Source organism: Streptococcus sp. cx1 (assembly GCF_052384325.1).
In the GTDB taxonomy this organism is placed as follows: domain Bacteria; phylum Bacillota; class Bacilli; order Lactobacillales; family Streptococcaceae; genus Streptococcus; species Streptococcus salivarius_G.
The window spans coordinates 1-21,676 of sequence record NZ_JBQSUN010000001.1 but is presented as its reverse complement, the minus strand read 5'-3'; the positions used below and the strand labels follow the sequence as shown (position 1 = coordinate 21,676).

The following is a 21,676-nucleotide window of genomic DNA, read 5'->3' as shown; positions in this document are numbered from 1 at the left end:
ATTTCATTATAAAATACTAATCTACCAAAATGACGCAATTTGATAAGAAAGTTCTTACATTTTCAAAAAGAATACAACCTTTCAGTATCAAGTGCAAAATAAAAAAGCCTTGCGGCTCTCTTATCTTATTTGGCATAGTCAACTGCACGGAATTCACGAATGACTGTAACCTTAATATTTCCTGGGTAATCCAAGTTCTTCTCGATTTGTTCACGTACCTTGTGAGACAAGATTGTAACTTCATCATCTGAGATTTTGTTTGGATGAACCATAATACGAATCTCACGACCAGCTTGAAGGGCGAAGCTTGTTTGAACACCGTCAAAGCTTGATGCAATTTCTTCCAAATCACGAAGGCGTTTGACGTAATTCTCAACAGATTCATTACGAGCCCCTGGACGAGCCGAACTCAAAGCATCTGCTGCAGCTACAATAACTGCAATGACGCTCTCAGGTTCTACATCGCCATGGTGGCTGGCAATAGCGTTAACCACAACTGGATGTTCTTTGTACTTACGTGCAAACTCAGCACCAATCTCTACGTGACTACCTTCGACTTCTTTGTCAATGGCTTTCCCCATATCGTGAAGGAAACCAGCACGACGAGCGAGGGCAACATTCTCACCCAATTCACCAGCCATGATACCTGCTAGTTTACCAACTTCAACTGAGTGACGAAGTACGTTTTGACCATACGACGTACGGAACTGCAAGCGTCCCATAATCTTGATCAAATCAGGGTGAAGATTCATAGCGCCAATTTCGTAGGCTGCCTCTTCACCATATTCACGGATACGGTTATCCATTTCCTGACGGCTCTTCTCAACCAACTCTTCAATACGAGCTGGATGGATGCGTCCATCCTTAATCAAGGCTTCGAGAGTCATACGTGCAATTTCACGACGAACGGGATCGAAACCAGAAAGGACAACCACTTCTGGAGTATCGTCAATAATAACGTCAATACCTGTTAGACTTTCAAGCGTACGGATGTTACGCCCCTCACGTCCAATGATACGACCTTTCATATTGTCATCTGGAAGGTGAACAGTAGTTACTGTTTGTTCAGTAACATAATCTCCAGCCAAGCGTTGCATAGCTTGAGCCAACACGTTTTTGGCTTTCTTATCAACAGTATCTTTAACCTGTGCTTCCGCATCTTTGATACGTGTTGCAATCTCATGAGTCAGATTATTCTCAGTCTCCGTTAAGATTACCTCACGCGCCTCTGCAATGGTCATCTGACCAACACGTTCAAGTTCAGCTTGCTTCTCAGCCTCTAACTGAGTCACATTCTCTTCACGCTCATTAAGATGTTTAGATTTGTCAGCAAGACTCTGCTCTTTCTTCTCGAGGGCAAGTTCTTTACTTGATAGATTTTCATCCTTACGATCAAGGCTGGTTGCACGTTCTGTTAAACGATTTTCCATTTGTTTAAGCTCTTGACGTTCAGATTTGAATTCTTTTTCAATATCTTCTCGATATTTTCTAGCTTCCTCTTTTGCTTCTAACAAGAACTCTTTACGTTGAGCCTTACTTTCGCGTTCAGCAGTCACACGCAGATGATCTGCATCATGTTCCGCCTGACTGCGAAGGTTCACAGCGTCTTGTTCTGCCTTTAGCAAGGTAGTTTCTGCTTGCTCCTTAGCTTTGCTAAGTTTAATAGAAATTGCTAAATATCCAACGACTAAACCAATGAGTGCAAAGACAACTAAAATTATCATGTTTATCATGTCTTTACCTCAACTTTTCTAAGGTTTCCATAAAGAAAACCGTCTTCTAGTGTATCATATTTACAGCGATTCCTCAAATAAATACTAGAACTTTAAACTGATTTTGTGGTATCATAACTCTATTAGAATAGGGAGGTATTACCATGCCAAAAGACGTTACTGTTGAAAGTTTTGAACTTGATCACACTATTGTAAAAGCACCTTATGTCCGTCTTATTTCAGAGGAAGTTGGACCTAAAGGAGATATCATCACAAACTTTGATATCCGTTTGATCCAACCCAATGAAAACAGTATTGATACAGGTGGTCTTCATACTATCGAACACCTACTCGCTAAACTGATCCGTCAACGTATAGATGGCCTTATTGATTGCTCACCATTTGGTTGCCGTACAGGTTTCCATATGATTATGTGGGGTAAACAAGATCCTACAGAAATTGCCAAAGTTATCAAATCTAGTCTTGAAGCTATCGCTAACGAGATTACATGGGAAGATGTTCCAGGGACAACCATTGAATCTTGTGGTAACTACAAGGATCACAGTCTTCATTCAGCTAAGGAATGGGCTAAACTTATCCTTGAACAAGGTATCTCAGACCAAGCCTTCGAACGCCATACCGTATAAAAAAACATTGGGGTAAATCCCAATGTTTTTTAATATTTTCTAAAACGTTGATAACGCGCTTCAAGTAAGTCTTCTGTTGATAATTGGCTTAATTCTGCCAACTCATCTACAATTGCTGTCTTAATTGCTTCAATAATTTCACTTGTAAAGTAACCACGTTCTGGGATAACCTTATCAACGATTCCCATGTTAAGCAACTCGCCTGATGTAATCTTCATCAACTCTGCCGCCTCTTCTGAACGTGAGCCATCTTTCCAGAGGATAGTTGCAAATCCTTCAGGACTCAAGATAGAATAGATGGTATTTTCAAGCATCCAAACCTTATCGGCTACTGCCAAGGCAAGAGCTCCTCCCGAACCACCTTCACCAATGATAATGGCAATAATTGGCACCTTAAGGTCGCTCATTTCCATAAGGTTACGCGCAATTGCCTCACCTTGTCCGCGTTCTTCTGCCCCAACACCAGGATAAGCACCTGCAGTATTGATAAATGTAACGACTGGACGACCAAACTTTTCAGCCTGTTTCATGAGGCGAAGAGCCTTACGATAACCCTCTGGATGAGGTTGGCCAAAGTTACGGTTGAGGTTATCTTGTAGGTTTCTACCTTTTTGGATACCCACTACAGTAACCGCTTGGCCATTTAAACGACCAATACCACCAATAATGGCACCATCGTCACGGAAATTACGATCGCCATGAAGTTCGATAAAGTCATCGAAGATTCCTTGGGCAAAGTCCAAAGCAGTTAAACGGCCTTGGTCACGCGCTTCTTTTAAAATACGTGCTACGTCGCTCATTGAACACCTCCATGGAATGATAAGAGTGTGGCAATGGTATCAGCCAACTCTGTACGTTTAACAATGGCATCAACAAAACCATGTTCTTGAAGGAACTCAGCCTTTTGAAAATCATCTGGCAAAGTTTCGCGAACTGTGTTTTCAATGACACGACGACCTGCAAAACCAATCAAGGTTTGTGGCTCAGCTAAGATGATATCACCTTCCATGGCGAAACTTGCTGTAACCCCACCAGTTGTTGGATCTGTCAATACAGTCAAATACAACAAGCCAGCATTCGAATGACGTTTTACAGCAGCTGAAATCTTAGCCATTTGCATCAAACTCATGATTCCTTCTTGCATACGGGCCCCACCAGATGCTGTAAAAATAACAACTGGAAGTTTTTCCTCAATCGCATGTTCAAAGAGTTTAGTGATTTTCTCACCAACAACAGTTCCCATTGAAGCCATGATAAAGTTAGAATCCATAATGGCCAAGGCTGTTTTTTGCCCCTTGATACTTGCAACACCGGTTACAACAGCTTCATCAAGACCTGTTTTTTCCTTAGTCGCTGCTAATTTCTCCATATAACCTGGGAAATTCAATGGATTTTCAGTTTTAATACCAGTAAAAAGTTCTTGGAATGAACCCTCATCAACCGTTAAATCGAGACGTTCTTTAGCGGAAATACGGAAGGTATAAGAACAATTTGGACAGATTTTAGCTTGTCCCAAGTCCTTTTGATAAATAGCTTGTTTACAACCAGGACATTTGGCAAAAAGTTCATCTGGAACTTCTGGCACTTGGTGATCAACCCCATTACGTACAGAACGGTTAGGATTGATACGGATATACTTTTCTTTTCGATCAAATAATCCCATAAACTTTATTCCTCACGATTCTGATAATCTGGTAGGAAGGTCTCCATCAAGAAGGAAGTATCATAATCCCCAGCGATAACGCTACGATCTGAAATCAAATCCAACTGGAAGTCAGCATTAGTCACAACACCATCGATTTCTAGCTCATAAAGAGCACGTTGCATCTTCATGAGTGCCTCAAATCGATTCTCTCCATGAACAATGATTTTAGCAATCATTGAATCATAGTAAGGTGGAATAGTATAGCCAGGATAAACTGCACTGTCTACACGGAGACCAACGCCACCACTAGGTAGGTAGAGATTGCTAATTTTCCCTGGACTAGGTGCAAAGTTGAACTTAGGATTTTCTGCATTGATACGACACTCAATAGCATGTCCCTTGATTTCAATATCATCTTGGGTCACAGAGAGTTTTTCACCTGCGGCAATACGGATTTGTTCTTTAACAATATCCACACCACTTACAAATTCTGTAACTGGGTGCTCAACTTGAACACGGGTATTCATTTCCATGAAGTAGAACTGACCTGTTTTTTCATCAAGAAGAAACTCGATAGTACCCGCATTTTCATAATTAACAGCCTTAGCAGCACGGACGGCCGCTGAACCAATTTCGTGACGAAGAGTCTTACCAATAGCAACTGAAGGTGATTCTTCCAAGACCTTTTGGTTATTACGTTGAAGAGAGCAATCACGCTCACCTAGGTGAACAATGTTACCGTAGCTATCTCCCAAAATTTGAACCTCGATATGACGAGCTGGGTAAATAACTTTTTCAATATACATTGCCCCATTACCAAAGGCTGCTTTAGCTTCTTGTGACGCAGATTCGAAGGCAGGTGCTAACTCTTCTTCAGTGTTAACCTTACGAATCCCCTTACCGCCACCACCAGCAGAAGCCTTAAGCATTACTGGATAACCAAGACGGTTGGCAACTTCCAAAGCCTCCTCAGCTGTAAAGACTTCACCATCTGAACCAGGAATTACAGGGACATTAGCCTTAATCATTTCAGCACGGGCATTGATTTTGTCACCCATCTTGTCCATGACTTCGCCTGAAGGACCAATAAACTTGATGTTCATTTCTTCACAGAGAGTGGCAAATTTAGAGTTTTCACTCAAGAAACCAAACCCTGGGTGAATAGCTTGAGCCTCAGTCACAATAGCAGCTGATAGGACACGATTCATATTCAAATAAGAATCCGTTGATTTTGCAGGCCCGATACAAATAGCTTCATCAGCGAGCATAGTATGGAGAGAATCCTTATCTGCTTCAGAATAAATAGCAACCGTTTGGATACCCAATTCACGCGCTGCACGGATAATACGCACTGCAATTTCACCACGATTGGCAATCAATAATTTTTTAAACATAAAACAAGATAACATCAGACATTTTTTGATAGTCTGTGTTGATTTCCTTTCTATGTGATAGACCAATGTCTAAAGAAAAATCCTTTCCGACTGTCGCCAGAAGGATTTTCACAAAACATTAGCTTCCAATAGCAAAAGTCAAAGTACCTGATGCAGCAAGTTTCCCATCGACTTCAGCCTTAGCTTCAACAACAGCAATTGTTCCACGACGTTTAACAAACTTAGCTGTCATAACAAGTTGGTCACCAGGAACCACTTGTTTTTTAAATTTAACCTTATCCATACCTGCGTAAAAGACTAATTTGCCTTTGTTTTCAGGTTTAGACAATTCAAGAACACCAGCTGTTTGCGCAAGAGCTTCCATGATAAGAACGCCAGGCATAACTGGGTATTGAGGAAAATGTCCATTAAAGAAAGGTTCATTGATCGTTACATTTTTAATAGCTGTGATTTCGTCTTCTGAAACTTCTAGCACACGGTCAACCAAAAGCATTGGATAACGGTGTGGTAAAGCTTCACGAATAGCATTAATATCAATTGTCATTTGATGCGTACCAATCCTTTTCCATAGTCAACAACTTCTTCATTCGCTACCAAGATCTCAGTAATAACACCATCTTTAGGCGCTGGCACTTCATTCATAACCTTCATCGCTTCAACGATAAGAAGAGTTTGACCTTTCTTAACAGTGTCGCCAACAGAAACAAAGGCTGGTTTTTCAGGTGATGGAGACAAGTAAGCCACACCGACAAGTGGACTTTCAACCACTTCTCCTTCAGCAGCTTGAGCTGGTGCAGAAGCTTCTTCAACTGGTGTTGCTGGAGTTTCAACAGCAGCAGGTGCTGCTACTGGAGCAACCGGAGCCTGAGGAGCTGGCGCAACTACTTCAACTGTAGGAGCTACTGGGGCAGCTGTTACTGAACTTGTTTGATTTTTGCTCAAGTTCAATTCTTCACCATTGTTTTTGTATGAAAATTCACGCAAAGTTGATGCATCAAATTGAGCCAACAAATCTTTGATTTCAGAAATATTCATGAATTAAGCCTCCCAACGTTTAAAGGCAAGAACAGCATTGTGTCCACCAAAACCGAAAGTATTTGAAATTGCGTACTCAATATCAGCTTCTTGACCTTCACCATAAACAACATTAGCTTCTATGTAGTCAGACAATTCTTTTGTACCAGCAGTTTTCGGTACATAGCTATGACGAATAGCTTCGATTGTTGCAATAGCCTCAACCGCACCAGCAGCACCTAGCAAGTGACCTGTAAATGATTTAGTAGATGAAACTGGAACATCTTTACCAAGTACAGAAACAATGGCGCCACTTTCACCTTTTTCATTGGCAGGTGTTGATGTCCCGTGAGCATTAACATAATCAACATCTTCAGGTTTGATACCAGCTTCATTGATAGCCAATTTAATTGCTTTAGCAGCACCAGAACCGTCTGGAGTTGGTGTTGTCATGTGATAGGCATCACAGTTTGATCCGTAACCAACAATCTCAGCCAAGATGTTAGCACCACGTTTTTGGGCATGTTCCAAGCTTTCGATAACGAGAACCCCTGCACCTTCACCCATAACAAAACCATTACGGTCTTTATCAAATGGAATTGATGAACGTTCTGGATCCTCTGTTGTTGAAAGTGCTGTAAGAGCATTGAAACCACCAATACCAATCTTAGTGATTGAAGCTTCAGCACCACCAGCCAAGACAACATCATGCAAACCGAATTTAATTTCACGGAAGGCTTCACCGATTGCATCATTGGCAGAGGCACAAGCAGTCGTCACTGATTTACATACCCCTTGAGCACCAATTTTAAGAGCAATGTTACCAGCACCCATGTTTGAAAGTGCTTTAGGGATAAACATTGGTTTGATACGTTTCATCCCACGTTCGTGCATACGAATGATTTGATCTTCAAGTTCTTGAAGACCACCGATACCAGATGACACGATGACACCAACACGATCACGATCTTCTTCTTCCATGTTAAGTCCTGAATTTTCAAGAGCTTCCATAGCAGCATAAATCGCATAAAGTGAGTAAGTGTCCATACGGTTAGTATCTTTTTTCACAAAGTACTTATCGAACGGGAAATCTTGGATTTCACCAGCGTTAAAGACTGGAATTTCAGAAGCATCGAACTTCGTAATTGGTTTGATACCAATTTTACCGTCATGAAGACTGTTCCAAAATTCTTCTGGTGTATTACCGATTGGTGAGGTTACGCCGTAACCTGTAACAACAACACGATTTGTAGACATATATATTCTCCTTTTGTCGGGTGGATATTCTAGTAAATGACTTTTTGATATTGACATTCAATTATTGCATGGTCATACCACCATCAATAGCGATGGTTTGACCTGTGAGATATTCTTGACTAGCCAAGAATGCTGCAACTTCAGCCACTTCTTCTGCTTGACCAATACGTTTCATTGGCACTTGAGCAATCATAGCATCTTTCATTTTCTCTGGAATAGCGTCAGTCATATCTGATTCAATGAAACCAGGAGCAATAGCATTGACACGGACACCACGAGCCGCAACTTCACGCGCCACTGATTTTGTAAAACCAATCAAACCAGCTTTTGAAGCCGCATAGTTAGCTTGACCAATATTCCCCATGAGACCTACAACAGATGACATATTGATGATGGCACCTTGACGAGCCTTAGACATTGGTTTTAAGACAGCCTGTGTCATATTGAAAGCACCAGTCAAGTTGATTTTCAAGACACGTTCAAAATCTTCTTCACTCATCTTCAACATCAACTTATCATTAGTGATCCCAGCATTATTAACTAGCACATCAACACTACCAAGCTTTTCAATAGCTTCAGCTACCATACGTTTAGCATCTTCACCGTTAGAAATATCACCTGAGATACCTACAACTGTTACACCATAATCTGCAAACTGTGCAAGCAAGTCCTCAGAGATTTCAGAACGTCCATTTAGAACAACATTGGCACCAAGACTAGCAAATTTGTGTGCCACAGCTAATCCAATTCCACGTGTTGAACCTGTTACAAAAACATTTTTATTCTTAAGTTCCATGTTTACCTCGTTTTAAGCATTAAGAAGGGCATCAAGACTAGCTTGATCTTCAACATTATAAGTTGGTAAGGTTTTATCAATTTTCTTCAAGAAGCCTGACAAGACTTTTCCTGGACCAATCTCAATTACTTCATCTACACCAAATTCTTGGATAGTGGCAATCGAATCATAAAAACGTACAGGTTCCATCACCTGACGAGCCAAAAGTGCTTTGACGTCTTCTGACTTCATGATTTGAGCCTCAGTATTACCTACTAAAGGAAGCGTAAAGTCCTTGAATGACACTTTCTCAAGTTCTGCTGCCAATTTTTGACTAGCTGATTCAAGTAAAGCTGTATGGAACGGCCCTGAAACATTAAGAGGAATCAGACGTTTAGCACCAGCTTCTTTAAGCAATTCCACAGCATAATCAACAGCCTCAACTTCACCACCAATAACAATTTGTGCTGGAGTATTATAGTTAGCAGGCGTTACTACACCCTTTTCAGATGCTTTTTGACAGATTTCTTCAATCAAACTTGGATCTGTATTCATGACAGCAACCATTTTCCCACTTCCAGCAGGAGCAGCTGTTTCCATGAATTCTCCACGTTTAGCAACCAGGGCTACCGCATCCTCAAATGAGAGTGCTCCAGCCGCAACTAGGGCAGAATATTCACCCAAAGAGAGACCGGCAACAATATCAGGAGTGATACCATTTTCTGCCAAAAGGCGATAAATGGCTACTGACGTTGTCAAAATAGCTGGTTGAGTATAGCGTGTCTGATTAAGTTTTTCTTCGTTAGAATCAATCAATTCACGCAAATCATAACCTAGAATACGACTTGCCGTATCAAATGTCTCTTTGACAACGGGATAAGTCGCATACAAATCGCTCGCCATGCCCAATTTCTGAGCCCCTTGACCAGCAAATAAGAACGCACGTTTTGTCACTATCCTAATCCTTTCGACGTTTTTAGACGTTTACATCTGCCCAACGAGCAGCTTCTTCTTTAATCACCTTGGCAGCACCTGTGTATAGGTCTTCCAAGATTTCTGCACATGTTTCTTCTTTACGAACAAGACCTGCAATTTGTCCAGCCATAACTGAACCATATTCCACATCTCCATCAACAACCGCGTTACGAAGGGCACCTGCACCAAGCTCTTCAATTTCCTCTTGAGTCTTCTTACCAGCCAAGAAATCTTTTTCAGCTTGGTTATATTCAGTAGCCAATTTATTCTTAATCGCACGAACTGGGTGTCCAACAACTGAGGCTGAAATAACAGTATCAATATCTTTAGCCTTCAAAATCTTATCTTTGAAGTTTTGGTGTGCATTAGATTCTTTAGCAACAGCGAAACGCGTACCAACCTGAACAGCTTCTGCTCCAAGCATAAGAACAGCAGCCATACCACGTCCATCAGCAACACCACCAGCTCCAATAACTGGGATAGATACCGCATCAGCAACTTGGCGAACAAGTGCCATAGTTGTCAATTTACCGATGTGACCACCAGCTTCCATACCTTCTGCGACAACAGCATCTGCTCCAAGTTTTTCCATACGTTTAGCAAGTGCTACCGATGGAATAACTGGGATTACTGTAATTCCAGCATCGTGGAAACGCTCCATATATTTACCTGGATTTCCGGCTCCTGTTGTAACAACCTTAACGCCCTCTTCGATAACGAGGTCAACGATGTCATCTGCAAATGGTGACAAAAGCATGATATTAACACCGAAAGGTTTGTCAGTGATTTGTTTTACTCTATCAATATTAGCTTTTACCACTTCTTTAGGGGCATTACCGCCACCAATAATTCCGAGTCCACCAGCATTTGAAACGGCTCCTGCCAAGTCGCCATCAGCAACCCAGGCCATACCACCTTGGAAGATTGGATATTTAATTCCTAACAGTTCTGTAATACGAGATTTCATTTTGCACCTTTTTTCGATTTTCTAATCAAATAAATAGTTTAATAATCAAAGTAATTGTATAAACAAAGGAGAATATCCCAAATAAGAATATTCTCTATGCCCTGCTCATTTAGTTTTTTCTTCTACGTAAGCAACAAGGTCACCAACAGTGTTAAGACCTTCTTCAGTTTCGATTTGGATATCGAACTCATCTTCGATTTCTGAGATAACTTGGAACACGTCAAGTGAGTCAGCGTCAAGTTCGTCAAAAGTAGTTTCTACTTTTACTTCTTCTGCATCTTTCCCAAGTTCTTCAACGATGATTTCTTGTACTTTTTCAAATACTGCCATTTTAATTTCTCCTTTAAGATAAATATATTTCTTATAATCTATGCTGGTGCATAATTTATATAACTAGATTTTAACAATAAGACTGCCCCATGTCAAACCCCCACCAAAACCTGATAAGAGAATTGTTTGACCGCTGTCTAATTTTAAGGTCCCATTCGCCAAGTTTTCAGAAAGCAGAATTGGGATACTTGCCGCACTGGTATTACCATAAGACATCATGTTTGCCAAGAATTTGTCACGATTGACATCGATTTTCTTAGCCATAATATCCAAAATACGAATATTAGCTTGATGAAGAAGGAAGTAATCAGGCTCACCTTTTTCTTCAACCAAGGCCTTAATACTCTTTGAAACCGTCTTAACGGCAAAATCAAAGATTGCTTTCCCATCCATTTGCATATAGGGATTAGGCTGATCAGACTCATCTGAATAAGGCGAGATAACTGCAGAGGCTCCTGACTCAAGACCACCCTTGCTACCATCGGTATTTAAAGATTCTCCCAAGAAATGTTCTTCTTCAGTTTCTTCCAAAAGGACTCCGCCAGCACCATCTCCAAAGAGGACAGCTGTTGTACGGTCAGACCAGTCTAACGTTTTAGAAAGGACTTCAGCACCAATAACTAGACCTCTTTTGTAGACACCTGACTTAATCAATTTTTCTGCGGTTGCCAGGGCAAAGACAAACCCACTACATGCCGCAGTAATATCAAAAGCAAAGGCATTGACTGCTCCAATTGTTCCTTGAACACGCGCTGCCACTGACGGCATCGAGCTATCAGGAGAAATCGTTGCAACTAAAACAAAGTCTAGCTCCTCAGGAGCTAATCCTGATTTTTCTAATAGCTGATGAGCAACATTGGTAGCTAAATCACTCGTATTCTCATTCAATGAGATGCGACGTTCCTGAATACCGGTACGTGAGCGAATCCACTCATCGCTAGTATCCATGATTTTTGATAGGTCATCATTAGTCACGACCTGAGCAGGTGCATAATGGGCAACCTGACTAATTTTTGCAAATGCCATTATTTCAACTCCTCAAGAAAGGCGTGGAGATTTTCCAATCCCTTGCTCATAACCTTCAATTCCTCGTCGTTAAAGCCTTCTGTAATCCTCATCACCATTGATTTATGAAAACGACGGTGAAGACGATATACCAAACGACCCTTTTTAGAAAGCGAAAGATGGACCACACGACGGTCAACTGATGAACGCGTACGGACAATATAACCTTTCTTTTCAAGTTTATTGAGAGATGTTGTTACAGTACCAAGAGTTAGCATGAGTTCTTTAGCTACTGCACTTGGTGTCGTATCTGGATGTGTACCGATCACATCAATGGTATGCATTTCCTTGAGGGAAACATCGTTAAACTTTGAATTCTTTAAACTTGCTTCTTCGATAATAACTACGTTATTAAAAATATCAACAAGATAGCCATCAATTTTGTCGTAATTCACACCAGACTCCTTTCAATAAAACTTTGACTTTCAAATTATATCAGACTCAAACTAATTTCGCAAGCCCGATTAAAAAACTTTAGTTTTTCTTTTAGAAAATGTGGCTATTTTCCTTGGAATTTAGGTCGACGTCGCTCACTATAAGCACGAACCCCTTCCTTGAAGTCCTCTGTAAAGGCAAGAGATTTTTGCAAGTCAAGTTCCAACTTAGCATAATTTTCCCATCCTGCAAATTCAGATTCCCAAACCATTTCTTTAATAGCTTTGAAGGAGTTCACTGAAGAACGGTTCAATTTTTTAATCAGCTGACTAACTGTTTTTTCAAGTTTTTCTGATTCGACAACCTTATAGGCAATTCCCCAGTCCAAGGCTTTTTCAGCTGATACTGGCTCTCCTGTCATGGTAATTTGAGTCGCACGGTTGATACCAATTGAACGTGTCAAAAGGTAAAGACCTCCAGCGTCAGGTGCCAAACCAACACCTACAAAAGCTTGGATGAATTTAGCCTTATCAGATGCAATGGTAAAGTCTGCTGCAACAGCTAAGTTAGCTGCAGCACCAGCACAAGGTCCATCAACAACCATAATAACTGGCTTAGGCAATTTTTTAAGAGCAAATGAAATTTCATTTACCTGCTCAGCAATACGAACCAAAGACTGCACATCATCTACAGCAACCGCTTTTTGCATTTGATCAAGGTCTCCACCAACAGAAAAGACTTTCCCATTAGCATTGATTACCAAGAATTTTACTGACGCATCTTGATTAGCTTCTTCAATTGCAGCCATAATTTCATCACAAACTGGAATATTAAATCCATTTTGCACTTCTGGACGATTAAGTGTCAAAGTTGCTACTCCCTCTTCAACACTATAAAGAATTGTTTCGTAAGCCATTTTTTACATTCCTCCGATAACTAGTTCCTATATGAAAACCGCATGTTCTTTATGTTTTTATACAATTTTATTTGATGAATAGATAATTTGATTATCAAATCATTCATCGTTATTTTCTAGTATACCATAGTCCACCTAAAGGTCAACAGAAACTTAGAGTTTTTTAATTTGATATATCAAAACACCGAGCTCTACAACTCGGTGTCTCTGTTACTCCAATAAGTCCAAAACATCTATGAGGTTATCCAACAAACCTTTGGCTGCTCCCTGATCCATGCCAAAACGATTATCTTTTATGGCCCAGACCTCAACGCCAGCAGCAACGCCAGCAGCAATTCCTTTTTCGCTATCTTCAATAATTAAAGCTTGATTTGGTTTGACGCCTAATTGATTTAAGGCTGTCAGGTAAATCTCTGGATTGGGTTTACTCTCTTTGAATTCCTCCCCAGAAAGAACAACATCAAAGAAACCATCCAAATGATTTTCCTTCAAAGCTCTAAGAATATCTGCCTTCACTGAGCTAGAAGCCAAACCTATTTTCAACCCTCGAGATTTCACTTCATTCAAAACTTTTAAAACATCAGGAAAGATTAATTCTTTATAGGGTAAGGGATTGTCTTGTTTATAAGCATTGTACTCTTCTTGTAAAGTTGGCACATCCCAGTTATCATAGTCATCTCTGAGAATATTTTCCCAAACCTGCTTGGTATTTCCACCTATAAAGAAAGACGGGGGTAAATGATCTATTGAAATTCCCTTTTGAGCCAAGAAATTTGCACGTCGATCATAATAATATTTTTCAGTGTCAAAAAGGACACCATCCATATCAAAAATAATTGCCTCTACCACGGGATATCCTCCTTTTTCTTACCTTATTGTACCATATTAGGGCTAAATCTTACTTGCTTTTAAAAACAATGTGACAAATTGTCAGAATTTTGCTATAATTGTATAGTAATTTAAATTTTTTGGAGAAACTATGAAAGTCATCAAATTCGGTGGAAGCTCACTTGCTTCAGCCACACAATTAGAAAAAGTCTTAAACATTGTAAAATCTGACCCTGAACGTCGCTTTGTCGTTGTCTCAGCCCCAGGTAAACGTAACGATGAAGATACCAAAGTTACGGATGCCTTGATTAAATACTATAAACACTATACAAAAGGTGCTGATGTCAAGGCTGACCAAGAATGGATTATTAACCGCTACCAGGCTATGGTTGATGAACTAGGTTTTAAATCAACAGAAATGGCTAAAATAGCCAAATCTATCAATGATTTAGCAACCCTCCCTATCGAGGATAACGAATTCCTCTACGATACATTTCTAGCCGCTGGTGAGGACAATAACGCAAAACTGATTGCTGAGTATTTCCGTAATAATGGTATTGAAGCACGTTACGTTCATCCTCGCCAAGCTGGTATTTTTGTCTCAAGCGAACCTGGGAATGCTCGTATCCTTCCAGGAGCTTATGACAAGTTGGAAGAGCTTCGTGAATCAGATGAGGTTCTTGTAATCCCTGGTTTCTTTGGTGTTACCCCTGATAATCAAATTTGTACTTTCTCGCGTGGAGGCTCTGATATCACAGGTTCTATCGTTGCAGCTGGAGTTAAGGCAGACTTATATGAAAACTTCACAGATGTAGATGGTATTTTCGCAGCCCATCCTGGTGTCGTTCATGAACCACATTCTATTCCTGAGTTAACTTATAAAGAAATGCGTGAATTGGCTTATGCTGGATTCTCAGTTCTTCATGATGAGGCTCTACTGCCTGCCTATCGTGGTAAAATTCCATTGGTTATTAAAAATACTAATAATCCAGACCATCCAGGCACACGTATTATTCTTGAACATAAGGGTGCAACTGTTCCTGTCGTTGGTATTGCGAGTGATGATAAATTCGTCAGCATCAATATGACCAAATACCTCATGAATCGTGAAGTTGGTTTTGGACGTAAGGTCCTCCAAATTTTGGAAGATTTAAACATCCGTTGGGAACACATGCCTTCTGGAATCGATGATCTCTCAATCATTATTCGAGAATGTGAACTTACCCCAATCAAAGAACAAGAAATTCTTTCATACTTGACTCGTGAACTCGGTGTTGATGAAGTTGAAATTGAACATGGCCTTTCAATCCTCATGATTGTTGGTGAAAATATGAAAGACCACATCGGTGTTACAGCGACAGCGGCTAAAGCGCTCTCTGAAAAACATATTAACCTAGAAATGATTTCTCAAGGTTCTAGTGAAGTTTCTGTTATGTTTGTAATTGAAACCGAGCAAGAAAAAGCAGCTGTCAGAGCTCTTTACGATGCTTTTTTCCGTAGTGACGACTAATCTAAAAACCTATCTCCTTCAAGGGATAGGTTTTTTCTTTATGAAAAAATAAGTCATCTCTCATGATATTTACTCCAATAGAAAATTCGTTGAGCAATTATACACAGCAATTGCTAACCAAAAAACACTAACTTTCGTTAGTGCTTTTTTTACAAGATATTTTCGTAAGTTTCACGAACGGCATCTGGCCAAACTGAAGTTTGAACCTCACCAATATGTTTCTTACGAAGCAAGAACATAGCCATACGTGACTGACCAATACCTCCACCAATTGTTAGTGGGAAAAGGCCATGTAACAAGGCTTGGTGCCAATCCAATTTCAAACGATCTTGGTCGCCAGTAATTTCAACCTGACGTTTAAGGGCATCTTCATCAACACGAATACCCATTGATGACAATTCAAAGGCATGTCCTAATTGTTCATTCCAAACCAAGATATCCCCATTCAAACCATGGTAACCATTCTCAGACTCAGTTGTCCAGTCATCATAGTCAGGTGCACGGCCATCATGTGGTTTTCCATCAGGAAGAACACCACCGATACCAATCAAGAATACAGCGCCATATTCCTTGGTAATAGCATCTTCACGCTCTTTTGGTGTCAAATCAGGGTACTTCTCAACAAGTTCTTCTGAATGGATGAAGGTAATTTTCTTTGGTAAAATTGCTTCAATATCGTAACGTGCTTCAACTGCTAGCTCAGTCAAACGAATGACCTTATAAATGGTTTCAACAGTTTCTTTCAAATAAGCGATATTACGATGTCCGTCAGGAATAACTTTTTCCCAGTCCCATTGGTCAACGTAAACAGAGTGCGTTGCATCCAATGAATCTTCATCTGGACGAAGAGCCTTCATATTAACCACAAGCCCTTCACCTTCATTGAAACCAAAACGAGCCAAAGTATGGCGTTTCCATTTTGCTAATGAGTGAACAACTTCGTATGTCGCGTCTGGAATCTGAAGCACATTAACAGTTACAGGATTCTCAATACCGCTCAAATTATCCTGCATACCATCCCCGACCTTACTCAAAATAGGCCCTTGCACTTCAACGACGTCAAGTTTATCAATCAAATACTGTGTAAAAGTATTCTTCACAAAAGAAATTTCCTCTTGTTGATGAATGAAGCTCTTTTTCATACGCTCCTCCTTTAAAAAATCGATAAGCCTATTATACTCCTATTTTTCAGAAAAATAAAGAAATTTTCCAACAATTTTGAAAATTTCTTGTTTTTTATGTTAGGTTTTATCACATTTTCTTAGTTAGCTTCACAACTGCTTCTGTTCGAGCCGTATGAGGAAACATATCTACTGACTGGATATAATTAACATCATAAACTTTAGCCAAAGAAACTAGGTCTCTAGCCAAAGTAGATACATTACATGAAACATATACCATTTTTTCAGGAGTGTAGTCCCGTATCGTTTTAAGTAGCTTATCATCTAAACCAGTTCTAGGGGGATCCACAATAAGAGCATCTGCTCGATACCCTTCCTTGTACCAACGTGGAATGATATCTTCTGCTTTACCCACCTCATAGTGAGCATTTTCCAGTCCAAGTGATTTGGCATTCTTCCTAGCATCCTCGATAGCCTCAGGAATAATATCCATACCTCGAATACTCTTTACCTTATTTGCAAAAGCAAGTCCAATAGTACCAACCCCACAATAAGCATCAATAAGATGTTCAGCCTTATCCACATCCAAAGCTTCAACAGCCTGACCATAGAGTACCTCTGTTTGTTGAGGATTCAACTGGTAAAATGCACGAGGAGAGAGAGCGAAGTTATAGTCCAGTACCTCTTCTTGAATCGTGTCTTGTCCCCAAATAATCTCAGTATCCTGTCCATAAATTTCACTAGATTTCGAATAGTTATAATTGACAGCGATTGTTACGATTTCTGGAAAACTTTCCGTCAATTCCTTAACTAATTTTGTGAAAGAAACTGATTTAGAGGTTACAAAAATTAACTGGACCTGATTTGAACCCAAAGCACGTCGTATCATAACAGTACGAATTCCAGCAATTTTGCGCTCATTATAAATTGGTAACTTGTATTTATCTAACAAATTTGTCACCTTATTCATAATGGCTTGAGTTAGCTCATCCTGAACTAGGCAATCATCAATATTAATGAGGCGATGACTCCCTTCCGCAAATAAGCCAGCCTTAACTGAGCCACCAAAAGAACGGGTTTGAAATTGTAGTTTAGCTCGGTAATGTTGTGGTTGCTCCATCCCTATTGTTGGACGAATGTCATATGACTCAAAATTAGCCGGTTTAAACTTCTTCAAGGCTTGTCCTAACAAGTCAGTTTTAAACTCTAATTGCTTATCATAACGAAGATGCATTAACTGGCAACCACCACAGTCTTCATAAATATTACATGCAGGTTCGACACGAAACTTAGAAGGTTTATTAATCTTTAATAATTTCGCCTGAACAAAGTTTCTCTTAACAGAAACAATCTGACAGAACACCTCTTCACCCTTCAAAGCCCCTGGTACAAAAACTAGAGTTTTCTTATAAAAACCAATGCCTTCGCCATTGATTCCCATGCGTTTTATCTTAAGCGGGATACGCTGTTTCACTTGTAAATTCATACTACCATTCTAACATTTTGATATAATAATAACTATGAAAATCACAAAAATCGAGAAGAAAAAGAGACTTTATCTCCTTGAGATAGATAAAAAAGAGAGTCTCTACGTTACAGAAGATACCATCGTTAAATACATGTTGACTAAAGAAATGATACTGGACAAAGATCAACTAGAGGATATTAAATCCTTTGCTCAGTTCTCGCATGGTAAAAACCTAGCTCTCTATTTTATTTCATTTAAACAACGTACTGAGAAAGAAGTAAAAGATTACCTTTTTAAACATGAAATAAACCCTCATATAATTCCCAAAATTATTGATAATCTAAAAAAGAATCATTGGATTGATGATTACAAACTCCTAGAAAGTCTAGCTCAACAAAATCTGAATTCAGGCGATAAAGGGGCCTATGTGCTGAAGCAAAAATGGCTTCAAAAAGGTTGTAACAAACAAATCATTGACGATGTTTTAAGCCAATTTGATTTCTCAGAAATAGCCATTAAAGTAGCCTCAAAACTGTTACGAAAATATCAGGGAAAACTACCATCTAAAGCTCTAAAAGATAAATTAACTCAAAGCCTTATCAATAAAGGTTTTTCATTCCAAGAAAGTAAACTAGCAATCGATCATCTAGAACTTGAAGCAGATGAAGAAAATGAGCAAGCTCTACTTTATAAAGAAATTGATAAGCAATATCAAAAATTTAGTAAAAAATACGACGGTTATGAGCTTAAGCAACGCTTGACACAATCTTTAGCCCGAAAAGGTTATGACTTTGATGCGATAGCATCCGCTCTAAGAGAATATTTATAGGTATTCCCCCTCTTTTCAAAAAATTATGATACAATAAAGGGGATAACCCTTATTGTAGAAAGAGGACGCCATGAAATTACCAAAAGAAGGCGACTTTATCACAATTCAAAGTTATAAGCATGATGGTAGTTTGCACCGTACTTGGCGCGATACTATGGTACTAAAGACAACTGAGAATGCTGTTATTGGCGTTAACGACCACACCCTCGTTACTGAAGCAGACGGAAGACGATGGGTAACACGTGAACCTGCTATTGTTTATTTCCACAAAAAATACTGGTTTAATATTATAGCCATGATTAGGGATAACGGCATTTCCTACTACTGCAATTTAGCTAGTCCATATATTTTGGACCAAGAAGCACTAAAATATATTGACTACGACCTAGATGTCAAAGTCTTCGCTGATGGTGAAAAAAAATTGCTAGATGTAGATGAGTATGAAACACATAAAAAAGAAATGCATTACTCTCCTGATATTGACTATATCTTAAAGGAACATGTTAAAATCTTGGTAGATTGGATTAACAATGGTAAGGGGCCATTTTCACAATCTTATGTTAACATCTGGTACAAACGTTATCTTGAACTAAGGAATCGTTAAAGTTGTCATAAAAAAGACTAGTAATGATACTAGTCTTTTTTTGCACTAAAAACTAATGCTTCGGAGTCTAAATCCATATTCAAAAGATAACGACCTTCTTCTACTTGAATAAGATACCCTAATAATTCTAAAGCATCAACAAAAATATTCCTCCTTTTTTGAAGTGCATATTCCTTCCTAACGTATTTTAAAAGAAAAGTCGTAACATGTTTTAAAAAATATTCAGGATTAACATCCCCTAATATATCATATAATCTATTCTGCTCTTCCGATAATGGTAGATTTTCTCTTAATTTATAGAAATAGTTTGAAATTGTAAGATCATCTCTCGTGATACTCGTTTGTTCAATAATGACAACTTCATTAGTAGAATTACTTATCTCAGTAACAAATCTACGATTTAATAGCTCTAAATAACAAGTAGAATCATCTTCAATAAAAAAATGCTGATCTAAGTCAATTGTAGAAGAATCCAACACTAGATTAATTAATAGACGATAACGCTTCTCAAATCGTTCAATATAGCCTGCTTTTACAAACTCCTCAATTAATTTATCTATATTCTTTTGAAAAGGAAACTCCCTTTTTATTGCTCTCAGGGTCACAGGCTGATTAAGATATAGATAATTCACTATTTCCATAAAAAAAGCTTGCTTACATAGTTTGTTTGGGTTAAATTGTATTATCATAAGAAGTATTATACCATTAATCAGACCACTAAAAAAAGGCCTGACGGCCTAATTTTATGCATTAAAGCTTTCAGTCAACTGTGGTACTACTTGTTTCTTACGAGAAACGGCACCTTCAAGGAAAGCATGATTATTTTCTAAAACAAAATCAAAGGCTTCTTCAACATTATCAGTATTTGAACCAAGTGCAAGAATTTCTGAATTTGAATTAAGGATATCAGTAATCATTAAGACAAAGTCAGAGTATCCATTGCTTTTAATTGAGTTATTAATAGCTTCTTCGATTTCCTCTTGACGAGAAAGAACATCGGAAATATCAACTGTATTAACTTGTGCAACACGAACTTGATTGCCATTCAATTCAAAAGTTTTGGCATCAATATCAATAAGTTCTTCAGCAGATTTAGAAGAAAGATTAGTACCAGCTTTAAGCATAGCAAGCCCATATTCTTCCAAATTAACTCCAGCAATTTCTGCAAGTTCAGCTGCAACTGCAGGATCTGAAGCATGTGTAGTTGGAGATTTAAGGAGAAGAGTATCCGAAATCAAACCTGACAAAAGCAAACCAGCCACTTCCTTAGGAACTTCAACATTGTTTTCTTTGAACATACGATAAACAATTGAAGAAGCTGATCCAACAGGTTCCAATCGCATCATTAATGGATTAGCGGTTTCAAAGTTAGCCACACGGTGATGGTCTACTACCTCAATAACCTCAACATCCTTAATATCTGAAATAGATTGTTGAAACTCATTATGGTCTGTAAGAATTACTTGATTAACTCCCTCTGACAAAGCTGATTCAACAACTCGTGGTGCCTCAACACCAAAATAATCAAGAACGAAAGCTGTTTCTTCGTTAGGAGTACCTAAAGCAACAGCTTCAGCATCAACGCCAAGTTGACGTTTCAAATAAGCGTATCCATAAGAAGACCCAATCGCATCAGAATCAGGGTTTTGATGACCAAAAACAAAAACTTTAGACATAAATTCACCTCAAAAATAGTATTATAAGTTATTATAACATATAAAAAAAAGAAACAAAATAAAAAGAGTAACCTAAGTTACTCGAAATATAGTCCGTACGGGATTCGAACCCGTGTTACCGCCGTGAAAAGGCGGTGTCTTAACCCCTTGACCAACGGACCATCTTTATGCCGGCTACATGACTTGAACACGCGACCCTCTGATTACAAATCAGATGCTCTACCAACTGAGCTAAGCCGGCTAACTTTTCTAATGCGGGTGAAGGGACTTGAACCCCCACGCCGTTAAGCGCCAGATCCTAAATCTGGTGCGTCTGCCAATTCCGCCACACCCGCATATATGACCCGTACTGGGCTCGAACCAGTGACCCATTGATTAAAAGTCAATTGCTCTACCAACTGAGCTAACGAGTCTCAAATATTTCTACTTGACGGTCCCGACGGGAATCGAACCCGCGATCTTCGCCGTGACAGGGCGACGTGATAACCGCTACACCACGGGACCTATGGGAGTTAACGGGATCGAACCGCTGACCCTCTGCTTGTAAGGCAGATGCTCTCCCAGCTGA

General features: G+C 39.3%; 23 protein-coding genes and 5 tRNA genes. 4 read left to right on the top strand and 24 right to left on the bottom strand.

Annotation, left to right across the window (positions count from 1 at the left end; translation table 11 throughout):
• Positions 1 to 125 precede the first annotated feature (125 nt).
• On the bottom strand, positions 126 to 1,733 hold the full coding sequence (locus tag ACT170_RS00140) for a ribonuclease Y (protein ID WP_002885478.1): 1,608 nt from the start codon (positions 1,731 to 1,733) through the stop codon (positions 126 to 128).
• Between the two features lie 143 nt (positions 1,734 to 1,876).
• Here ACT170_RS00140 and ACT170_RS00135 point away from each other — a divergent pair, with 143 nt between their 5' ends.
• A complete protein-coding gene (locus tag ACT170_RS00135) occupies positions 1,877 to 2,359 on the top strand; it encodes an S-ribosylhomocysteine lyase (RefSeq protein ID WP_002885585.1) in 483 nt (160 codons plus the stop codon).
• Between the two features lie 29 nt (positions 2,360 to 2,388).
• Here ACT170_RS00135 and ACT170_RS00130 read toward each other — a convergent pair whose 3' ends face one another.
• From ACT170_RS00130 to ACT170_RS00065, 14 genes are all read right to left on the bottom strand, one after another.
• The gene (locus tag ACT170_RS00130; protein WP_002886662.1) at positions 2,389 to 3,159 is read right to left on the bottom strand and encodes an acetyl-CoA carboxylase carboxyl transferase subunit alpha; all 771 of its coding nucleotides are present in this window, start codon (positions 3,157 to 3,159) and stop codon (positions 2,389 to 2,391) included.
• The gene (accD, locus tag ACT170_RS00125) at positions 3,156 to 4,022 is read right to left on the bottom strand and encodes an acetyl-CoA carboxylase, carboxyltransferase subunit beta (protein WP_048790246.1); all 867 of its coding nucleotides are present in this window, start codon (positions 4,020 to 4,022) and stop codon (positions 3,156 to 3,158) included. The genes ACT170_RS00130 and accD overlap by 4 nt, the downstream gene beginning before the upstream one ends.
• A 5-nt stretch (positions 4,023 to 4,027) precedes the next feature.
• The gene (locus ACT170_RS00120) at positions 4,028 to 5,398 is read right to left on the bottom strand and encodes an acetyl-CoA carboxylase biotin carboxylase subunit (RefSeq protein WP_002885488.1); all 1,371 of its coding nucleotides are present in this window, start codon (positions 5,396 to 5,398) and stop codon (positions 4,028 to 4,030) included.
• Positions 5,399 to 5,516: 118 nt separating this feature from the next.
• Complete coding sequence (gene fabZ / locus ACT170_RS00115; protein ID WP_002885470.1) at positions 5,517 to 5,942, bottom strand: 3-hydroxyacyl-ACP dehydratase FabZ; 426 nt, start codon at positions 5,940 to 5,942, stop codon at positions 5,517 to 5,519.
• Positions 5,939 to 6,433, bottom strand: coding sequence for an acetyl-CoA carboxylase biotin carboxyl carrier protein (accB, locus tag ACT170_RS00110; RefSeq protein WP_002885548.1), 495 nt, complete (start codon positions 6,431 to 6,433; stop codon positions 5,939 to 5,941). Before accB ends, fabZ begins: the two co-directional genes overlap by 4 nt.
• A gap of 3 nt (positions 6,434 to 6,436) precedes the next feature.
• Positions 6,437 to 7,669: a beta-ketoacyl-ACP synthase II gene (gene fabF, locus ACT170_RS00105; protein ID WP_002885574.1), complete on the bottom strand. Its 1,233-nt coding sequence runs from the start codon at positions 7,667 to 7,669 to the stop codon at positions 6,437 to 6,439.
• A 61-nt stretch (positions 7,670 to 7,730) separates the two neighbouring features.
• Complete coding sequence (gene fabG / locus ACT170_RS00100) at positions 7,731 to 8,465, bottom strand: 3-oxoacyl-[acyl-carrier-protein] reductase (protein WP_002886656.1); 735 nt, start codon at positions 8,463 to 8,465, stop codon at positions 7,731 to 7,733.
• A gap of 12 nt (positions 8,466 to 8,477) precedes the next feature.
• Positions 8,478 to 9,398: an ACP S-malonyltransferase gene (gene fabD, locus ACT170_RS00095; protein WP_021147171.1), complete on the bottom strand. Its 921-nt coding sequence runs from the start codon at positions 9,396 to 9,398 to the stop codon at positions 8,478 to 8,480.
• Positions 9,399 to 9,420: 22 nt separating this feature from the next.
• Positions 9,421 to 10,386, bottom strand: coding sequence for an enoyl-[acyl-carrier-protein] reductase FabK (fabK, locus tag ACT170_RS00090; RefSeq protein WP_021144652.1), 966 nt, complete (start codon positions 10,384 to 10,386; stop codon positions 9,421 to 9,423).
• Positions 10,387 to 10,491: 105 nt separating this feature from the next.
• Entirely contained in the window at positions 10,492 to 10,716 is a 225-nt protein-coding gene (locus ACT170_RS00085) for an acyl carrier protein (RefSeq protein WP_002885495.1), read from the bottom strand.
• A gap of 63 nt (positions 10,717 to 10,779) precedes the next feature.
• The gene (locus tag ACT170_RS00080; RefSeq protein WP_444817872.1) at positions 10,780 to 11,742 is read right to left on the bottom strand and encodes a beta-ketoacyl-ACP synthase III; all 963 of its coding nucleotides are present in this window, start codon (positions 11,740 to 11,742) and stop codon (positions 10,780 to 10,782) included.
• Positions 11,742 to 12,176 carry a fatty acid biosynthesis transcriptional regulator FabT gene (gene fabT, locus ACT170_RS00075; protein ID WP_002885562.1) on the bottom strand — a complete coding sequence of 145 codons (435 nt, stop codon included), beginning with the start codon at positions 12,174 to 12,176 and terminating at the stop codon, positions 11,742 to 11,744. The genes ACT170_RS00080 and fabT overlap by 1 nt, the downstream gene beginning before the upstream one ends.
• Before the next feature lie 104 nt (positions 12,177 to 12,280).
• The gene (locus tag ACT170_RS00070) at positions 12,281 to 13,072 is read right to left on the bottom strand and encodes an enoyl-CoA hydratase (RefSeq protein WP_002885566.1); all 792 of its coding nucleotides are present in this window, start codon (positions 13,070 to 13,072) and stop codon (positions 12,281 to 12,283) included.
• A gap of 210 nt (positions 13,073 to 13,282) precedes the next feature.
• Positions 13,283 to 13,921: an HAD family hydrolase gene (locus tag ACT170_RS00065; RefSeq protein WP_002885510.1), complete on the bottom strand. Its 639-nt coding sequence runs from the start codon at positions 13,919 to 13,921 to the stop codon at positions 13,283 to 13,285.
• A 130-nt stretch (positions 13,922 to 14,051) separates the two neighbouring features.
• On the opposite strand from ACT170_RS00065, the gene ACT170_RS00060 reads away from it, so the two are divergent.
• Positions 14,052 to 15,410 (top strand): aspartate kinase, encoded by a 1,359-nt coding sequence (locus tag ACT170_RS00060; protein WP_444817871.1) that lies wholly within the window; start codon positions 14,052 to 14,054, stop codon positions 15,408 to 15,410.
• Between the two features lie 149 nt (positions 15,411 to 15,559).
• On the opposite strand, the gene asnA is transcribed toward ACT170_RS00060, so the two are convergent.
• Complete coding sequence (gene asnA / locus ACT170_RS00055) at positions 15,560 to 16,552, bottom strand: aspartate--ammonia ligase (RefSeq protein ID WP_013990097.1); 993 nt, start codon at positions 16,550 to 16,552, stop codon at positions 15,560 to 15,562.
• Positions 16,553 to 16,661: 109 nt separating this feature from the next.
• Positions 16,662 to 18,017 carry a 23S rRNA (uracil(1939)-C(5))-methyltransferase RlmD gene (rlmD, locus tag ACT170_RS00050; RefSeq protein WP_084915011.1) on the bottom strand — a complete coding sequence of 452 codons (1,356 nt, stop codon included), beginning with the start codon at positions 18,015 to 18,017 and terminating at the stop codon, positions 16,662 to 16,664.
• A 34-nt stretch (positions 18,018 to 18,051) separates the two neighbouring features.
• Between rlmD and recX the strand changes: the two genes are divergently transcribed.
• On the top strand, positions 18,052 to 18,828 hold the full coding sequence (gene recX / locus ACT170_RS00045; protein WP_084915013.1) for a recombination regulator RecX: 777 nt from the start codon (positions 18,052 to 18,054) through the stop codon (positions 18,826 to 18,828).
• A gap of 70 nt (positions 18,829 to 18,898) precedes the next feature.
• On the top strand, positions 18,899 to 19,432 hold the full coding sequence (gene ntdP, locus ACT170_RS00040) for a nucleoside tri-diphosphate phosphatase (RefSeq protein ID WP_002886644.1): 534 nt from the start codon (positions 18,899 to 18,901) through the stop codon (positions 19,430 to 19,432).
• A 29-nt stretch (positions 19,433 to 19,461) separates the two neighbouring features.
• Here the strand turns inward: ntdP and ACT170_RS00035 are convergent, their stop codons facing one another.
• From ACT170_RS00035 to ACT170_RS00005, 7 genes are all read right to left on the bottom strand, one after another.
• The gene (locus ACT170_RS00035; protein WP_410532596.1) at positions 19,462 to 20,121 is read right to left on the bottom strand and encodes a DUF1803 domain-containing protein; all 660 of its coding nucleotides are present in this window, start codon (positions 20,119 to 20,121) and stop codon (positions 19,462 to 19,464) included.
• A gap of 54 nt (positions 20,122 to 20,175) precedes the next feature.
• Complete coding sequence (locus ACT170_RS00030; RefSeq protein ID WP_048790253.1) at positions 20,176 to 21,108, bottom strand: manganese-dependent inorganic pyrophosphatase; 933 nt, start codon at positions 21,106 to 21,108, stop codon at positions 20,176 to 20,178.
• Positions 21,109 to 21,197: 89 nt separating this feature from the next.
• Positions 21,198 to 21,269, bottom strand: a tRNA-Glu gene (locus tag ACT170_RS00025).
• A 7-nt stretch (positions 21,270 to 21,276) separates the two neighbouring features.
• Positions 21,277 to 21,349: transfer RNA gene (locus ACT170_RS00020), tRNA-Thr, on the bottom strand.
• A 12-nt stretch (positions 21,350 to 21,361) separates the two neighbouring features.
• Positions 21,362 to 21,443 (bottom strand) — tRNA-Leu (locus tag ACT170_RS00015).
• 5 nt (positions 21,444 to 21,448) lie between these two features.
• Positions 21,449 to 21,521 (bottom strand) — tRNA-Lys (locus tag ACT170_RS00010).
• An 18-nt stretch (positions 21,522 to 21,539) separates the two neighbouring features.
• Positions 21,540 to 21,612, bottom strand: a tRNA-Asp gene (locus ACT170_RS00005).
• Positions 21,613 to 21,676 lie beyond the last annotated feature (64 nt).

Excerpts from the sequence above, each read along its gene's own strand:
- ACT170_RS00135 (WP_002885585.1), top strand. The coding sequence starts at position 1,877 with ATGCCAAAAGACGTTACTGTTGAAAGTTTTGAACTTGATCACACTATT.
- ACT170_RS00085 (WP_002885495.1), bottom strand. The coding sequence starts at position 10,716 with ATGGCAGTATTTGAAAAAGTACAAGAAATCATCGTTGAAGAACTTGGG.
- ACT170_RS00060 (WP_444817871.1), top strand. The coding sequence starts at position 14,052 with ATGAAAGTCATCAAATTCGGTGGAAGCTCACTTGCTTCAGCCACACAA.
- ntdP (WP_002886644.1), top strand. The coding sequence starts at position 18,899 with ATGAAATTACCAAAAGAAGGCGACTTTATCACAATTCAAAGTTATAAG.
- rlmD (WP_084915011.1), bottom strand. The coding sequence starts at position 18,017 with ATGAATTTACAAGTGAAACAGCGTATCCCGCTTAAGATAAAACGCATG.
- ACT170_RS00035 (WP_410532596.1), bottom strand. The coding sequence starts at position 20,121 with ATGATAATACAATTTAACCCAAACAAACTATGTAAGCAAGCTTTTTTT.
- ACT170_RS00130 (WP_002886662.1), bottom strand. The coding sequence starts at position 3,159 with ATGAGCGACGTAGCACGTATTTTAAAAGAAGCGCGTGACCAAGGCCGT.
- fabF (WP_002885574.1), bottom strand. The coding sequence starts at position 7,669 with ATGTCTACAAATCGTGTTGTTGTTACAGGTTACGGCGTAACCTCACCA.
- ACT170_RS00030 (WP_048790253.1), bottom strand. The coding sequence starts at position 21,108 with ATGTCTAAAGTTTTTGTTTTTGGTCATCAAAACCCTGATTCTGATGCG.
- accD (WP_048790246.1), bottom strand. The coding sequence starts at position 4,022 with ATGGGATTATTTGATCGAAAAGAAAAGTATATCCGTATCAATCCTAAC.
- accB (WP_002885548.1), bottom strand. The coding sequence starts at position 6,433 with ATGAATATTTCTGAAATCAAAGATTTGTTGGCTCAATTTGATGCATCA.
- ACT170_RS00080 (WP_444817872.1), bottom strand. The coding sequence starts at position 11,742 with ATGGCATTTGCAAAAATTAGTCAGGTTGCCCATTATGCACCTGCTCAG.
- asnA (WP_013990097.1), bottom strand. The coding sequence starts at position 16,552 with ATGAAAAAGAGCTTCATTCATCAACAAGAGGAAATTTCTTTTGTGAAG.
- fabK (WP_021144652.1), bottom strand. The coding sequence starts at position 10,386 with ATGAAATCTCGTATTACAGAACTGTTAGGAATTAAATATCCAATCTTC.
- ACT170_RS00070 (WP_002885566.1), bottom strand. The coding sequence starts at position 13,072 with ATGGCTTACGAAACAATTCTTTATAGTGTTGAAGAGGGAGTAGCAACT.
- fabG (WP_002886656.1), bottom strand. The coding sequence starts at position 8,465 with ATGGAACTTAAGAATAAAAATGTTTTTGTAACAGGTTCAACACGTGGA.
- ACT170_RS00140 (WP_002885478.1), bottom strand. The coding sequence starts at position 1,733 with ATGATAAACATGATAATTTTAGTTGTCTTTGCACTCATTGGTTTAGTC.
- recX (WP_084915013.1), top strand. The coding sequence starts at position 18,052 with ATGAAAATCACAAAAATCGAGAAGAAAAAGAGACTTTATCTCCTTGAG.
- ACT170_RS00120 (WP_002885488.1), bottom strand. The coding sequence starts at position 5,398 with ATGTTTAAAAAATTATTGATTGCCAATCGTGGTGAAATTGCAGTGCGT.
- fabZ (WP_002885470.1), bottom strand. The coding sequence starts at position 5,942 with ATGACAATTGATATTAATGCTATTCGTGAAGCTTTACCACACCGTTAT.